Origin of the sequence: Vibrio mytili (assembly GCF_049563345.1) — a bacterium.
Classification (GTDB): Bacteria; Pseudomonadota; Gammaproteobacteria; order Enterobacterales; family Vibrionaceae; genus Vibrio; species Vibrio mytili.
Map to the genome: position 1 here is coordinate 1,578,490 of NZ_CP110481.1, position 14,623 is coordinate 1,593,112.

The 14,623-nt window shown below is 45.2% G+C and carries 17 protein-coding genes; 7 read left to right on the top strand and 10 right to left on the bottom strand.

Annotated elements, in window-relative coordinates:
• The first annotated feature begins 198 nt into the window (after window positions 1–198).
• Window positions 199–456 (top strand): type II toxin-antitoxin system Phd/YefM family antitoxin, encoded by a 258-nt coding sequence (locus ONE56_RS07275; protein ID WP_423839576.1) that lies wholly within the window; start codon window positions 199–201, stop codon window positions 454–456.
• Window positions 444–746, top strand: coding sequence for a type II toxin-antitoxin system RelE/ParE family toxin (locus ONE56_RS07280; protein WP_423839577.1), 303 nt, complete (start codon window positions 444–446; stop codon window positions 744–746). Before ONE56_RS07275 ends, ONE56_RS07280 begins: the two co-directional genes overlap by 13 nt.
• A gap of 256 nt (window positions 747–1,002) precedes the next feature.
• Here the strand turns inward: ONE56_RS07280 and ONE56_RS07285 are convergent, their stop codons facing one another.
• From ONE56_RS07285 to ONE56_RS07320, 8 genes are all read right to left on the bottom strand, one after another.
• The gene (locus tag ONE56_RS07285) at window positions 1,003–1,530 is read right to left on the bottom strand and encodes a chromate transporter (RefSeq protein ID WP_041154404.1); all 528 of its coding nucleotides are present in this window, start codon (window positions 1,528–1,530) and stop codon (window positions 1,003–1,005) included.
• 2 nt (window positions 1,531–1,532) lie between these two features.
• Entirely contained in the window at window positions 1,533–2,114 is a 582-nt protein-coding gene (locus ONE56_RS07290; protein WP_423839578.1) for a chromate transporter, read from the bottom strand.
• 73 nt (window positions 2,115–2,187) lie between these two features.
• The gene (locus ONE56_RS07295; RefSeq protein ID WP_423839579.1) at window positions 2,188–3,048 is read right to left on the bottom strand and encodes a DUF5718 family protein; all 861 of its coding nucleotides are present in this window, start codon (window positions 3,046–3,048) and stop codon (window positions 2,188–2,190) included.
• Complete coding sequence (locus ONE56_RS07300; RefSeq protein ID WP_423839580.1) at window positions 3,048–4,277, bottom strand: allantoate amidohydrolase; 1,230 nt, start codon at window positions 4,275–4,277, stop codon at window positions 3,048–3,050. The genes ONE56_RS07295 and ONE56_RS07300 overlap by 1 nt, the downstream gene beginning before the upstream one ends.
• Window positions 4,278–4,303: 26 nt before the next feature.
• On the bottom strand, window positions 4,304–5,533 hold the full coding sequence (locus tag ONE56_RS07305; RefSeq protein WP_041154408.1) for a pyridoxal-phosphate-dependent aminotransferase family protein: 1,230 nt from the start codon (window positions 5,531–5,533) through the stop codon (window positions 4,304–4,306).
• Window positions 5,533–7,098, bottom strand: a complete 1,566-nt coding sequence (locus tag ONE56_RS07310; protein WP_423840499.1) for a gamma-glutamyltransferase family protein — start codon at window positions 7,096–7,098, stop codon at window positions 5,533–5,535. The genes ONE56_RS07305 and ONE56_RS07310 overlap by 1 nt, the downstream gene beginning before the upstream one ends.
• 2 nt (window positions 7,099–7,100) lie before the next feature.
• A complete protein-coding gene (locus tag ONE56_RS07315; RefSeq protein WP_423839581.1) occupies window positions 7,101–8,282 on the bottom strand; it encodes an amidase in 1,182 nt (393 codons plus the stop codon).
• Window positions 8,283–8,424: 142 nt separating this feature from the next.
• Window positions 8,425–9,861: an NCS1 family nucleobase:cation symporter-1 gene (locus tag ONE56_RS07320; RefSeq protein ID WP_423839582.1), complete on the bottom strand. Its 1,437-nt coding sequence runs from the start codon at window positions 9,859–9,861 to the stop codon at window positions 8,425–8,427.
• A 322-nt stretch (window positions 9,862–10,183) separates the two neighbouring features.
• Here ONE56_RS07320 and ONE56_RS07325 point away from each other — a divergent pair, with 322 nt between their 5' ends.
• The 5 genes from ONE56_RS07325 (at window position 10,184) to ONE56_RS07345 (ending at window position 13,305) form a co-directional block, all read left to right on the top strand.
• Window positions 10,184–10,873 (top strand): GntR family transcriptional regulator, encoded by a 690-nt coding sequence (locus ONE56_RS07325; RefSeq protein ID WP_245228346.1) that lies wholly within the window; start codon window positions 10,184–10,186, stop codon window positions 10,871–10,873.
• Window positions 10,874–11,605 (top strand): aspartate/glutamate racemase family protein, encoded by a 732-nt coding sequence (locus ONE56_RS07330; RefSeq protein ID WP_041154412.1) that lies wholly within the window; start codon window positions 10,874–10,876, stop codon window positions 11,603–11,605.
• Window positions 11,606–11,707: 102 nt separating this feature from the next.
• Entirely contained in the window at window positions 11,708–12,667 is a 960-nt protein-coding gene (puuE, locus tag ONE56_RS07335) for an allantoinase PuuE (protein ID WP_423839583.1), read from the top strand.
• A gap of 185 nt (window positions 12,668–12,852) precedes the next feature.
• Window positions 12,853–13,083, top strand: coding sequence for a PAS factor family protein (locus ONE56_RS07340; RefSeq protein WP_041154413.1), 231 nt, complete (start codon window positions 12,853–12,855; stop codon window positions 13,081–13,083).
• A gap of 108 nt (window positions 13,084–13,191) precedes the next feature.
• On the top strand, window positions 13,192–13,305 hold the full coding sequence (locus ONE56_RS07345) for a nitrogen fixation protein NifQ (protein ID WP_280806688.1): 114 nt from the start codon (window positions 13,192–13,194) through the stop codon (window positions 13,303–13,305).
• Here ONE56_RS07345 and ONE56_RS07350 read toward each other — a convergent pair.
• Entirely contained in the window at window positions 13,302–13,784 is a 483-nt protein-coding gene (locus tag ONE56_RS07350) for an HAD family hydrolase (protein ID WP_423839584.1), read from the bottom strand. The two genes, ONE56_RS07345 and ONE56_RS07350, sit on opposite strands and share 4 nt — an antisense overlap.
• Window positions 13,785–13,882: 98 nt before the next feature.
• Entirely contained in the window at window positions 13,883–14,617 is a 735-nt protein-coding gene (locus ONE56_RS07355; protein WP_423839585.1) for a chromosome partitioning protein ParA, read from the bottom strand.
• Window positions 14,618–14,623 lie beyond the last annotated feature (6 nt).

Here is a 14,623-nt window from a genome sequence, read left to right on the forward strand (position 1 = left end):
ATGTGTCATTTTGCAATCTAATACGCAATACATATCTTTAACCTATTGATTATCAATTGAACTGTGATTGGCAAGGCTACATGATAGGAATATGACGAGCGGCTAAAAGCCGTATAAAAAGTGTTAGCCGTCATAGAGCTTGCTATACGTAAAGTGATAGAATAGTATCACTTTACGTATTCCTTTGGAGCTGCTCTCATGAAAGTAGAATTAGTAACATCACTTAAGCGTCAAGCCACTAAGATCCTCACCGAGCTCCACGATACCAAAGAACCAGTATTAATTACCGAGCATGGTAAACCGTCTGCATATTTGGTAAATGTTGATGATTACGAGTTTATGCAAAACCGTTTATCAATTCTTGAGGGTATTGCGCGAGGCGAACGTGCACTCGCTGATGGTAAAATGGTTAGTCATGAAGAAGCCAAGGACAAAATGTCAAAATGGCTGAAATAATCTGGACTCAGCCAGCGTTATCTGACCTTGATGATATCGCTGAATACATCGCACTTGAAAATTTCGTAGCTGCAAAGCAATTGGTTCAAACCATCTTCGCTAAAGTAGAACGTTTAGAAACTTTCCCAGAATCGGGTCGCATTCCGCCCGAACTAGAACATTTAAGTTATCGAGAAGTTGTCGTTAATCCATGTCGTGTTTTCTATAAACAAGACGGTGATAAAGTATTTATTCTGTTTGTCATGCGTTCTGAGAGAGATTTGCGTAAGTTCCTGTTGAGTACGCAATAACCCTTGAGAATGATCAGCTAATAAGTGTTTAACGTTTCAAGGTACTTTTTCCCACCTTGTAGAAACGATTTAGGTTTATTCATCTAAATCGTTTCTGTCCTGTTGTCACACTTTCTTTGTATAGCCAGATTGATGTGGCATAAGTTTCAAACTTTAATGATCTCCGACAGGTACAACTGCTAAGAATACCCGCAAAGAAACAAAAAAACCGAGCCAGTGCGTCTTACTGGCTCGGTTTTTATAGAGGTCGCATCACTTAAAGCAAAAACGCACCATAGACGAGGCTTGCACAGATCACATACGTCGGATGTACTTTGAATTTTTCCAAGCACAAACCCGCGACCACAAATAGCAACGCAAAATGTCCCCAACCTGCTTCACCACCAGACATCACCAGTTTGTAACTCAGTAACAGCATCAGCGTGAAGATGATCGGTAATACCCACGCACCTAGCGCTTTCACTTTTGGTGAATTACGATATTTGTACAACACACTCATTGCCACAATCATAATGATGATGGTTGGCGCAACGGTTGCAAGCACGGCAATACAAGCCCCTAACGTACCCCCTACTTCGTAACCAATGTACCCCGCCATTTTAGTCGCGATTGGACTTGGAAGTGCGTTACCCAAAGCAAGCACTTCGGCGAATTGACTGGCGTCCATCCACCCATACTGACCAACGACCTGTGCTTCAATCAGCGGGATGATCGCAGGACCACCGCCGTAACCAACGATGTTAGGAATAAAAAAGGCCAAAAAGATGTCGATATAAAGTTGCATGTTTATCCCTTTTTATTCTCTGGATTCAAAGTGTTTGCTGTTTTAGGCTTTGGGGCTGGTTTCACCAATACTGCTAACAGCACTGCGGCTACCACCAGCCCTGGATGTACATTCAGCACCACGATAAACAACAGTGACAGCGCAATACCAACCCCCGTAGCGATCGTGCCAAGGGCCTTGTAGCCTTTGATCAAAAAGTCATACGTGAGTTTGGCCATCATCCACGAAACAACCGGCAAAACGCCTTGTGCCATACCAGCTACCCATGGCTTATCACGGTATTCATTAAGCAGCCCTAAACCCGCAATCATGACGATGATGAGAGGAATAATGGTCATTATGACAGCGTTTATACACCCTATAGTGCCACCCACTTTATAACCAATGTAACCCGCCATTTTGGTTGCGATAGGCCCTGGCAAGGTGTTACCAATCGCGAGCACATTGGCAAACTCATCGTCTTCCATCCACTTATAGTTGTCGACCACTTCTTTGTGGACCAAAGGGATCATCGTGGGGCCGCCACCAAATCCAAACAAGCCAATACGAAAAAATGCACTGGCGAGGTCTAACTGCTTACTCATTTTTGCCTCTATCCTTAAAAAATTAACAGGTTAATGGTTGGATTAGCCCGTTTATAATTTGTTTGGGTATATATTAATATACCGTCTGCTCTAGCCATATTATATGTGGACTCACTATCCAACTCTCTTTGGGCTCAGCGAGCATGGTCTCTATATCGCTTAATTCAAAATGCCTGTCATCGTAAACACAAACAAACGTCTGGTCACCAACAGCTAAGTGATGGTTTTCTCCGTAGGAGGTGTAGCATGGCGCACCAATCGCGATCGTAATTTGGTTAGGCTGATTGGCTTGTTTAAGCACAGAACGAATATCATGCATCGCGCCACTGTCACCCTGCTGATTAATCGTCTCAATTAACCAGTCGGTCAAAGACTGATAAAAGACGTTATATTCCGTAACGGAGACGTCTTGACTGCATAGCTGCCACTCGCCATTTCGAGCATGAAACCCACACAATCGAAGATGATCGAGTGAACTTCCTTCCGAAAAAGAATCAATGTTCAATTGTTGTTCAGCCAGTCCTTTACTGCTCGCCCCCCAGTTTTTCTTCTCTGCTAACTTCGATACCGCTTTATTACGGTACGTCGCGTCATTAATGAGCGTCAGTGCATGCGGCTTTAAATCGGTGACGTGGCCTTGCTCTGAATACGACACATCACATTTAAACGCAAGCTCAGGCTCGATTTGTACGACCGCGCCTTCGTCCCTAGGAAGAATCAAACTCGATGCACTAAAAGGCATCTGTTCCAGGTAGCGATGCTCACTTTTGCAAGCAAACATAGGGAACAGCGCACGAGGTCGCTGAGCGGCTTGCAATTCCGCTTTTGCCTGTTCGCTAAACGCAGCGATCTCACCAGTCTGCGCTAAGTAACCCGGTGAGTTGCCTGCAATTCCAAACACAACTGGCGTTGTCATCGCGTGTTCATTAGCCATTAATTAGCAAGCTCCTGTTGCGCGAGGATCATTTGCGTTAAACACTCCAGCGCCACACCCACATCACCTTCCAGCACGCTTTCCAGTGGGTTATGACTGATGCCTTTATCACAACGAACAAACAACATGCCAACTTTAGTCAAATGGACCATAGCCAATGCATCATGTCCGGCACCGCTTGGCAGGTAAACTGGATCTGCTCCCGTCACTCGCGCCACGATATCCCCCCACTGATGCTGCAATGAGGCATCGCAAGGCACGGCATCTGCTTGGTACAACAAGGTTTCGGAGAAAGTCACTTGGCGACGCCGAGCGATCACGTTAAGTTCAGTCAGTAGGTCGTCACAACCGCGTTCTAGATCCGTTTGCTCAAGGCTGCGAATATCCAAGGTAAAGTTAACCTCACCAGGAATCACATTGACAGAGCCAGGAGCGACTTCACACTTACCGACGGTTGCGACAACGTTGTTTTCAGTCGCATATTGTTCGATCGTCGTGATCATTTCTGCCACCGCGCACAAAGCATCCATACGCATCCCCATAGGCACAGTACCAGAGTGCCCCGCTAAGCCTTTGACATTAAATTGAAAGCGTTTTGCTCCTGCGATTCCGGTTACGACTCCAACCGGTTGGTTCTTAGCTTCTAGGACTGGCCCTTGCTCAATATGCACTTCTAAGTAGGATTTAACTTCCTCAGCAACACGGCGATCTTCCCCAACCGAGTCTGGACATAAACCAAAGGCAACCATCGCTTCTGACATTGACGTGCTATCTTGATCTTTGAGTGACAACCAGTTTGTGTCAAATACCCCCGCAACCGCACTAGAGCCAATCAAGGTGCTGTTGAAACGTGTGCCTTCTTCATCAGCGAACGCGACCACATCAACATGAAATGGCAACTCGACACTCTTAAGCAGCTCTAACGCAGAGATTCCGAGTAAAATACCTAAGTTGCCGTCATATTTTCCTGCATTGGTGACAGTGTCACTATGTGAGCCAATGATCAGCGTCGGTTGGGTTGGATTGGTCGCGACTTTTCTTCCCCATTGGTTTCCAACGCTGTCTTGCCAGGTTTCGAGACCGGCTTGTTCCATCCACACAGCGAGCTGGGCGTGAGCTTGTTTGTGCTCGTTAGATAAATACGTGCGCTCCAATCCACCTTCCAATGATGTGAAAGTCGCGAGTATATCAGCACGCTTCATTACCGTTTCGGCATTGATATTCTTCATCCTTGAATCACTCTCTATTTGGGGGATTAAACGTAGTGTTCCATTGCTGCAATCACGGCTTCGCCTGGGACAATTTTCGCTTTATTGCGCACAAGAATCGCTTCCAACGCGGCAAGCGTAGTCAGCACCGCTTCTTGGCGCGCGTTATAACCCATTGTGCCAATGCGCCAGATTTTGCCATCTAGCGGACCAAATGAGGTGCCAATCTCGATACCGAAGCTATGAAGCAATTCTTGGCGCACTTTGTTACCATCCACTTCTTTCGGGATATACACACCCACAACGTTGTTCATTTTGTATTTCTGATTGCCGAACAGCTCCAAACCCATTGCTCTAAGACCACTTGCCATCGCATCACCCGCTTGCTTGTGGCGAGCAATCACGTTGTCTGCACCTTCTTCTAGGTAAATACGTGCACATTCACGCGCTGCATACAGCATACTTGTTGCTTCAGTGTGATGGTTTAGACGCTCAGGTCCCCAATAATCCATGATCATCGACAAATCGAAGTAGTTAGAACGAATTACTTCGTCTTCACCTGCTTGGTGGTGGTCCGCTCGGATACCCGCTTCGACATGCTTACGACGGTTGATAAGCTCAGCGCACTGGTCGCTTAATGTGATTGGCGCACTGCCCGAAGGACCGCCTAAACACTTTTGTAGTCCCGCAGAAACCGCATCTAGGTTCCATTCGTCAACTTTAAGATCGTTACCCGCAATCGACGCCGTTGCATCACAGTAGAACAACACACCGTGACGTTTACAGATTTCGCCAAATTCGGCCAAAGGCTGATTCATCGTCGTCGAAGTATCACCTTGTACGGTAGCGAGGAGTTTTGGTTGAAACTCTTTAATCGCTTTTTCTACTTGCTCTGGTGAGCACACTTCACCCCATTCAACATTGATGGTTTGGACCTTTGCCCCAACACGGTCTGCAATTTCGCAAAGTAGATGGCCGAAACGACCAATAATAGGAATCAGAACTTTGTCGCCGGGTTTGATGACTGAAACCAGTACAGCTTCAATACCTGATCGAGCTGTGCCATCAACCAGCATGGTTTGTTGGTTTTGTGTTTCGAATACACCGCGATACAGAGACTGAACTTGAGTCATGTACCCCGTCATAACAGGGTCATACTGGCCAATTAGAGCCTGAGAAATCGCTTGATGAACACGTGGATAGGCGTTAATTGGGCCAGGACCCATCAACAAACGTTGTGGTGGGTTCAAAGTTTCAAATAGCGTTTGAGTTGTCATTATCTCTCTCCTAAAAATATGTCGCCATTGCTGCGAGGGTCGCTCGTAGCGTCTGCCTTTCCTTGCAGATCTAGGGTTATCGCTCCCGCATGTCCCATCAGTTCACTCAAGTTTTCAACCTGAGTTACCTCGTGGCCCATTTGCGTTAATGTTTGCGCGTATTCTGTATGTAAGTCTTCTTCAAGACGTAAATTGTTTGTCGTGTCACCCCATGTCCGCCCCAATAACCAACGCGGCTTCGACACGGCTTGTTGCAGCGACATGTTTTGATAAATGTGGCGGCTGAATAAGCACGCTTGAGTTTGTGGTTGCCCCTCTCCGCCCATGGTTCCATAAACCATGCGGCGACCATCCTTTAATTCCGCATAAGCAGGATTTAAGGTATGGAACGGTTTTTTCCCCGCCACTAATGTATTGTGATGTTCAGTGTCCAATGAGAAGCTTTTGCCTCTCACATTCCACATGATTCCACTCGACGGAAGGACTAAGCCAGAGCCAAACTCCCAGTACACACTTTGGATAAAGCTCACCATAGTGCCATATTGATCCGTCGCACCCATCCAAATGGTATCGCCTGGTTTCGCCTGATAAGGCCATGGCTGCGCTTGAGTTAAAGAAATACGTTCAGCGCATTGAGTGACGACACTGTCATCTAGGTATTCTTGCAGTGGTTTGTCTAAATAGCGTTCATCAGTCACGACTTTATCGCGGATAATGAACGCCTGTTTTGTCGCTTCAACCAATAAGTGAATGTGGTCAAGCTCGGTCGTTGCCTGTTCCGCTAAGCGATCGTATATCGCTAAAATTAATAGCGATGCTAATCCTTGCGTTGGAGCACCTAGGTTGAAAAGCTGGCCTTTTGATGTCTCAACGTTCAAAGGCTGAGTCACCAAGGCTTGGTGCTGGTGGAAATCTTCAAGCGTTAAAGGGCTTCCTGCTTCTTGCAGCTCTTTTGCCGCCTGCTCTGCAATCTCACCACGGTAGAAGTCATCCAAACCAACTTCTGCTAATCTCTCGAGCGTTTTTGCCAATGCTGGGTTTACAACCGTCGCGCCAAGTTTTAGCGTGTTTCCATCATCAAGAAATAAACGGCTAAATTCAGGAAGGTCTTTTAAGCGATCAAAGGTTTTTACGCTCGCATCAACAAGGCTTTGCGTCACTTCAATGCCGTTTCTCGCGGCATCAATCGAAGGTTGTAAGAGTGTGCTGAGTGACAGCGATCCACCGTTGATTTCCAATGCTTTTTGCCAGCCCGCCACCGTGCCAGCCATGGTAATTGACGCTTCTCCGCCCTTTTCAGGTAATTCGTCACCCAACGTTCGGTAATAATCTGGGTCAATGGATAACGCTGCAGATCCGCACGCGTCGATCGCAACGGGCGCTTCACCCGCTTTACTGATCAGCCAAAAACCGTCTCCGCCAATACCATTCATGTGTGGGTATTGTACCGCGACCATTGATGCCGCTGCGACCATCGCTTCTGACGCGGTTCCGCCTTGTTCTAAAATTTGTTTTCCCACCTCGGTGGCTTTGTAATGTGGGGCGGTAAATGCGGTTTGAAACACCATTAAGCTTCTCCTAGGATTAACGACGATGCGGTTGCAATTAAATCATATTCTCGGTTTGCTGAACCCAATAGCGAAACACCACAAGGTCCGTTGGCAATGTTCGTCATTGGGATATGAAGTTGAGGGAAGCCACTTAAACCCGCGAGACTCGTTAATCCCATTAGGTCTGAACGGTATTGAGCTAAGTCTGCATCCGCAGTCGTAAGCTTAGGTGGTTTTCCTGGTGTGGTAGGTAATACCCATAACACATCACTACTGGTCAGTTGGCCCGCTAACCACTGCGTGAATTTCGTTTGCTGCTCTTTTGCATTGAGGTAGTCTTGCTTCGAAATGGTACGAGCCCATTCGACTCGTTCTTGAATCGCAGGAGCCAGCGTATGTCCGTAATTATCCAACCATGAGCCGTGGCGAGCAATGATTTCATAGCCTTGAACGGTTCGGAATAAAGCACTCAAGTCACCGAGATCGTAACCAGCTTCTTGTAATGCATTGCGATATTCCAGTTGAATACCTGCACGCTTCGCCCACTGTTCCAACTCAGCCTGGCGTTCTGAGCCGAGGGTCTTTGTTAAGCTCTCATCAAGCATCAAAGTTGTTGCTACTGTGTGGCGACGTTTATTCGGACTTAGGCAAGAAAATACCTTGTTAAGTATGGTTAAGTTTTTGCTGAACACACCCGCGGTATCGAAACTTTCCGCTAGCGTAAAGCTATGCTCCAAGGGCAATTGTCCTAATGTCGGGCGAAGACCGAATAATCCGCAGTAGCTAGCAGGAACACGAACCGAGCCGCCAGTATCCGTTCCGATAGAGAAGTCAACATCTCCTTTTGCGACCGCAACCGCACTGCCACTTGAAGAACCACCTGGTAAACAGTCAGGAGCTAAAGGATTAACAGGCGTGCCGTAATGAACATTGATACCATTTAAACTGTATGCAAGTTCATCGGTTTGAACTCGACCATGACATTCTGCGCCATTGTTTAAAAGTGAAAGAATTAACGGGGATGTACTTTCTGCTTTATCGTGCGTTTCTAGCCATTTCGGGTTTCCCGCACCAGTTGTGAACCCTTGTACGTCAAACAGATCTTTGAAAACAAAACGCAAACCGTTTAATGCGCCTTGTTGCAAGGCCGCTAACGTTTTAGGTCCTTGAGTACAATAAATACGTGTATCGATTTCCATCTTTCATTCCTTTGAAGTAAGCAAGCAAGTAATAGCAGCGTTACTCGCTTGCTTTAGTCTTTACGCTGGTGGTTTAAATCAATTTAATACCAGACATAAAGCAGTTCTTATTATCATTGTCTTACTTGGTTCTTTTATGAACTCATTGTTTTGCTAACGCAACTTTAGATACCCAAGACAAACGTTTTTCCATGAGCAGTTTGTACACTATTGCAGAAACCAGACCACCAATAAATAGTGCGTAATTTGCAAGCTCAGTAACAAAGAAGGTTGCAATGATAGCCGCAATACTTGCGATAACTAGCGCATAGACACTGTTCATATTAACGCCATTTTTGTACCAGTACTGACCTTGCGGAGATTCAGTGTAAAGAGAAGGAACATGAATATCGCCCTTCTTCACAATGAAGTAATCAACAATGATGATGCCATATAGTGGACCAATCATCGCGGCCAGTACATCAACCGTGTAGTGAATCACCTCAGGGTTGTTAAACAGGTTCCATGGTGTTAGCAAGATTGAACCGAATGCCGCCACAAAGCCACCCATTTTGAAGCTAATTTTTTGTGGTGAAACATTCGAAAAATCGAACGCTGGTGCCACAAAGTTAGCTACGATATTGATACCCACAGTTGCAAAGATAAAGGTTAATGCACCAAGTACCGTAATTAGGCCTGAATCAAGACGTTTTACTGTTTCAACGGGGTCAACAATCATCTCACCAAACACCGGGATTGAAGCAGACACGATGACAACGCTAAACAAAGAGAAAACGATAAAGTTAACTGGTAGACCTAATAAATTACCGAATTTCAGATCCTTGTAGCTTGTACAGTAACGCGAGAAGTCACTGAAGTTAAGTGTTGGTCCCGCAAAGTAACCTGCTACCAATGCCGTCGCAATAATCATTTGTACGATTGCATCGCTACCCACCAATGTCTCTTTACCCAAGTTAAAGCTGATGTTATCCCAACCGGCTAAGTTGATCATGTAAGCACATAGCGCAAACATCGCGATGTAAATTGCTGGGCCTGACCAATCAATCACTTTACGAATCATGTCCATACCAAACATAAACACTATCGCTTGCAGGATCCACATTGAGCTGAAACCAACCCAACCTAAGTAGGATAAACCTATAAACGAATCATTCGCTAAGCTTTCCATCGACGGGAAAAAGTACAGCAACAGAATAATAAACGAGCTTGACGCCAAATAGGTTTGAATACCGTACCACACCACTGCGATAATACCTCGAATTACAGCGGGGATATTGGCACCAAATACACCGAAGGACATACGTGCAACCACAGGGAATGGGACACCTGCTTTTTGCCCCGGCTTGCCCATCAAGTTAGCAAAAACTAAAACAATGGAGATACCTGCTAATAAACTGATAAACACCTGAATGCCATTTAATCCAAGTGCGAATAAACTGGCTGCAAATACATACCCTCCTACACTGTGTACATCAGACATCCAAAAAGCAAAGATGCTATACCATCCCCACTTTTGATCTTTCTCTGGCGCTAAATCTGCGTTGCTTAGCCGTGGGCTAACTGGCAATTCCTTTTTCATAATCATATTTCCTTATTACATTGTATACAATTCTAAATACAATTTGCATGCCAATAATGGAAACACCCGCCATTCAAGGGGTTTATCGATTTTGATCGTAAATATCACAAAAAACATGCACTACATTCGCGCGTAACTCCTCTTTTTGGTGCTTGCTTACCCTTTGTGTGACAAACTAACGCGCAGTTCAGTGAGACATGCGTACACAAACATTTGCAGTCAAAGCTATACTCCACACAGTTCTAGACCCACATTGTATACAATATTATGATCGTGGTTGTTTCATGGTATATATATTGCTTGAATACAAAAGATGAAAAATATGGTTCAAATAACTATGTCAAATGATGAAAGAATCTATCAGCAAATATTAAAGGCGATTGTTGAACACAAACTTAAGCCAGGAGAGCGACTTCCTGAAGATAAACTGTCTGAAGCTTTCGGTGTCAGCAGAACAGGCATTAGAAAGGTACTGCAACGCCTGTCATTGGAAAAGTTTGTGGTTATTCAACCTAATAAAGGCGCGCACGTGAATAAACCGAGCAAAGCGGAAGCCGAAGAAGTGTTAAATAGTCGCATCCTACTAGAGCCGCTTCTTATTACAGACATCGTGCGCGGTTGGGATGAAGAGCAGTCGCACCATTTACGCTCTATCGTCAGCCAAGAACAAAAAGCGGAAGAGCATGGCGACTTAGCTGAGTCAATTCAGCTCACCGCGAAGTTTCATTATGAACTGGCTAAGCAATCAGGAAACTCTGTATTGGCTTCGTTCATCGAACAACTGTGTTACCGCTCATCACTCGTCATCGCAGCTTTTGGGTCAAAGCATAGTGTGAGCTGTGATTGTGGCTCCCATTCTGATCTGATTGAACTGCTCGATGATGGTCAACATCAACAAGCAGAACAATGGATGAGGCATCACTTAACGATGATTAAATCGTCGCTAGATCTTGATACCTCACCAAAAGAACCGATTAATTTTCAAAAGCTTTTTTCTGAGGTGGACTCGTAAATGAAGATCAACTTAATCAACCCGAATACTTGCCAAGGTATGACGGATAAAATCGCTATCAGTGCTAACAGTATCGCGCTGCCGACGACGCAAATTATCGCCTCTTCACCACAGCATGGTCCCGAAAGTATAGAGTGTGCATTCGACGAAACACTCGCAGCCGCAGCCCTGCTTGATGTGATCCGTTCGGGCGAAGAACAAGGGGTTGATGCACATATCATCGCTTGCTTTGGTGACCCTGCTTTAGATGCTGCTCGAGAAATTGCCACGAAACCCGTGATTGGTATCGCTGGCGCTGCATTCCAATTAGCGAGCTTGGTGTCTTACCGTTTTGGTGTTGTGACCACAATGACAAGAACGCTGCCTGCAAGTGCACATTTGCTTCAGCGATACGGCTATGAGCACCTATGCAGTGGAGTACGCGCAACCGATATTCCTGTTTTAGAGCTAGAGTCTTTGAGCATGCAAACCTATCAGCTCCTTGCCGATGAATGTCGCAAAGCAATCAAAGAAGATGGCGCCGAAGCGATTGTTCTTGGTTGCGCAGGCATGTCTGATCTAGCCAATGAGCTTTCAGACGAATTGAATGTTCCCGTTATTGATGGCGTTACAGCAGCCGTGAAATTGGCGGAGTCACTCCACCAGCTCAAACTGACAACATCGAAAAGCGGCCAATATGCGGCACCATTAGTGAAGCCTATTCACGGCATGTTCAACCACTGGAATCGATAATACCGAGCAGAATTCAAAGTTTACGCTCAGCTTTGATCAAGGTTTGGGTCGACACATAACCACCCCGATTTTTTACAACTATTTTATACCAAGGTTTACTTTATGGACGAAAATAACCCTCACGGCCTCTCTCTTCAAGACAATAATAATCCTCGAGATTATATCGGCTATGGACGAAACAGCCTTCCCTATGCTAACTGGCCGAACAAAGCAAAAATCGCGGTACAATTCGTACTCAATTATGAAGAAGGTGGCGAAAACTGCGTGCTCCACGGTGACGAGCATTCAGAAACATTCTTATCTGAAATCGCAGGTGCGGAAGCCTATAAAGACAGACACATGAGCATGGAATCACTTTACGAATACGGTTCGCGTGTTGGTGTCTGGCGCATTTTAAACGAATTCAAAAAGCGTGGTCTTCCGCTCACCGTATTTGGCGTGGCGACAGCGCTACAAAGAAACCCTGAAGTGACCAAAGCCATTGTCGAAGAGGGTCACGAAATCGCCTGTCATGGATTGAAGTGGCTGCACTATCAGAATGCGCCGATAGAGGTTGAGCGTGAGCACATGCAACAAGCTCTCGATATCATTGAGTCTCTGACTGGCACACGTCCAATTGGTTGGTATACGGGTCGTGATTCCCCAAATACGCGTGAGCTTGTTGCCGAACAAGATGGGTTGCTATATGACTCAGATTATTACGGTGACGACCTGCCATTTTGGATGCAAGTCCCAGACAAAAACAATGAAGGCAGTACAAGACCTCATCTGATTGTGCCTTATACGCTCGACACCAATGATATGCGTTTCTCTTCGCCTTACGGGTTCAGCCACGGCGACGAATTTTTTGAGTATCTGAAAGATTCCTTTGATTGTCTGTACGAAGAAGGCGCGGAAACGCCTAAAATGATGTCGGTTGGCTTGCACTGCCGCGTAATTGGAAAGCCAGGTCGATTTAAAGCATTGAAACGTTTCTTAGATTACATTCAATCTCACGATGCGGTTTGGGTAGCGACCCGAGAAGACATCGCAAGGCACTGGATTGAGAACCATCCAGCGTAAAACATAAGTAACGCAATAATAGTATCGAGCTTGAGAGAGGTGCCAAACAATCTCGATTGAGTTCTCACCTTTTGGTATTGACAATCTATCAATAACGAACCGTTATTCTGTGATTGACGCTTAAGATTTAACTTATGCAATCGAATACAATCTCGGCGTCCCCCGCAATGAGAAAAGGAATAAACGTGAAATCTCTGATTCATGACACTATTGTTCGACTTAGAAATCAAGAGCCAGAACAACATGCTGAGACAAGACAGAATCTGTACGATCAATTAGATTTACCTTTTGAGAAACAACTGGCGCTATACAATAGTGCGCTTGGACCGGCTAGTTCTGGCAAGCTCGAAAACAGCGCCATCATTGAAAGCGTAGTTGATAGAACAATTCGACTGCTCGAAACCCCTGAAAGATAACGTATTTGCTCTTGATAAAATAAAAAAGGTCCGCATTCCCCAGCGGACCGTTTTCATCGCTAATCTTCAACTTCATCTCTAATCTTCAATATCTCATTGATATCGGTCTTGACGCGTTTTCTCTATCGCCAATTGTATGAAAGCCGCGGAGATTATGTTTGGCGCTCACCAAGTTGTGAAACCTGCTCAAGTTACCGTGAATGTTTCCAGACCGAGGGCTAAAGTTGCGGCTCACATAAGTCTGTCAGTTTCTGAATTTGTCTGATAGGAAAGCAAGTATCGTTTGAGCGCTGGGTCGGGTTAAACCAAATAGCATCCACACCAGCTTTAATCGCAGGCGCTATATCATTTTGATAGCTATCTCCGACCATAAGTAATGATTCCGGATTCACGCCAAGCCTCTCTATGATTTTATAAAAGAATGCGGGAGTGCCTTTACCAATACCCAAGTTGGATTTGCAGAAATAGCCTTTGATATAGCGCGCTAAGCCAACGCGTGCAAACGCAGATTGAATATCTGCCTCGCTTGAATCTGCCGCATTCGTGGCGATATAGATGGCATGTTTTTTTGAAAGTTCTGCCAATGTTTCGATAGCACCATCGACGGCATATACGTATTCCCAATCACACATTTTTCCTTGCTGATTGGGTAAATCCACCATGAGAGTATCACCCCAATCGAATAAGTATATTCGAGCCATCCTTTCTCCTGAAACGAAACAAAGTCTCCTGAAACAAACAAAGTCAGAAAGCATTTGCTTACTTTCTCAGCCAAATGGCAATACCATTCAGCTGAAAATTACAACCCTATCTCTTCACTGATTTGTTTGATTTGCTTTAAGTCCATCTTATGCACTTCGATCATTTGATCAATTTGACTTAAGCGCGAGTTAGCCGCGTCGTGCTTGTCACACGCGTCAGATTTCACGTCCCAGGATTTACCTTCTAAAAACACATCACATTGCTTTTTCAGTTTTTCAATCTTTGGAAGTAAACTTTGTCGTTCTTTCTCTAACGCTTCTAAAGCTTGAGATATTTTGAGCTCTTTTTGGAACACTTCACGAGAACGCTCAAACATGGTCGCTTGCATATTTGCCTGGCGATTCAGCTTTTCATTTTCTGAGTGAGTTGCATTGATCTTGGCAGCCTGTTGTTTCAATTGAGACTCAAGTGACAAGTTCACCTTTTCTACTTCAGTCAACTGTTGTTGTAACTGTTTTAGCTCTTTTTTATGCGCAGCATCCTTAGCTGCAACCAGTTCTGCAACTTTCGTATCAATCTCTTGCTGCAGTCCCTCTTCCCGACCTTTGAACTGAGACACCAACTGTGTCTTATCTTGTGCAAGCGCTTGGTATTTTTCTTCTAAGACTTGGTAGGTCGACTCCCATTTGTTTGCTGTGATCACTGATCCCGCTAATCCACCAAATGCCAAGCCGAGTACCGCCGCAATCGCGATATAGATATGAGTACGTTTATCACGCTCTTCAATGACGACTACATCGTCTTGTTCTTCAATATTTTTCTGAGAACTCACCGTATA

Coding starts and splice junctions, on each gene's coding strand:
- ONE56_RS07275 (WP_423839576.1), top strand. CDS start 199: ATGAAAGTAGAATTAGTAACATCACTTAAGCGTCAAGCCACTAAGATC.
- ONE56_RS07280 (WP_423839577.1), top strand. CDS start 444: ATGGCTGAAATAATCTGGACTCAGCCAGCGTTATCTGACCTTGATGAT.
- ONE56_RS07285 (WP_041154404.1), bottom strand. CDS start 1,530: ATGCAACTTTATATCGACATCTTTTTGGCCTTTTTTATTCCTAACATC.
- ONE56_RS07290 (WP_423839578.1), bottom strand. CDS start 2,114: ATGAGTAAGCAGTTAGACCTCGCCAGTGCATTTTTTCGTATTGGCTTG.
- ONE56_RS07295 (WP_423839579.1), bottom strand. CDS start 3,048: ATGGCTAATGAACACGCGATGACAACGCCAGTTGTGTTTGGAATTGCA.
- ONE56_RS07300 (WP_423839580.1), bottom strand. CDS start 4,277: ATGAAGAATATCAATGCCGAAACGGTAATGAAGCGTGCTGATATACTC.
- ONE56_RS07305 (WP_041154408.1), bottom strand. CDS start 5,533: ATGACAACTCAAACGCTATTTGAAACTTTGAACCCACCACAACGTTTG.
- ONE56_RS07315 (WP_423839581.1), bottom strand. CDS start 8,282: ATGGAAATCGATACACGTATTTATTGTACTCAAGGACCTAAAACGTTA.
- ONE56_RS07320 (WP_423839582.1), bottom strand. CDS start 9,861: ATGAAAAAGGAATTGCCAGTTAGCCCACGGCTAAGCAACGCAGATTTA.
- ONE56_RS07325 (WP_245228346.1), top strand. CDS start 10,184: ATGGTTCAAATAACTATGTCAAATGATGAAAGAATCTATCAGCAAATA.
- ONE56_RS07330 (WP_041154412.1), top strand. CDS start 10,874: ATGAAGATCAACTTAATCAACCCGAATACTTGCCAAGGTATGACGGAT.
- puuE (WP_423839583.1), top strand. CDS start 11,708: ATGGACGAAAATAACCCTCACGGCCTCTCTCTTCAAGACAATAATAAT.
- ONE56_RS07350 (WP_423839584.1), bottom strand. CDS start 13,784: ATGGCTCGAATATACTTATTCGATTGGGGTGATACTCTCATGGTGGAT.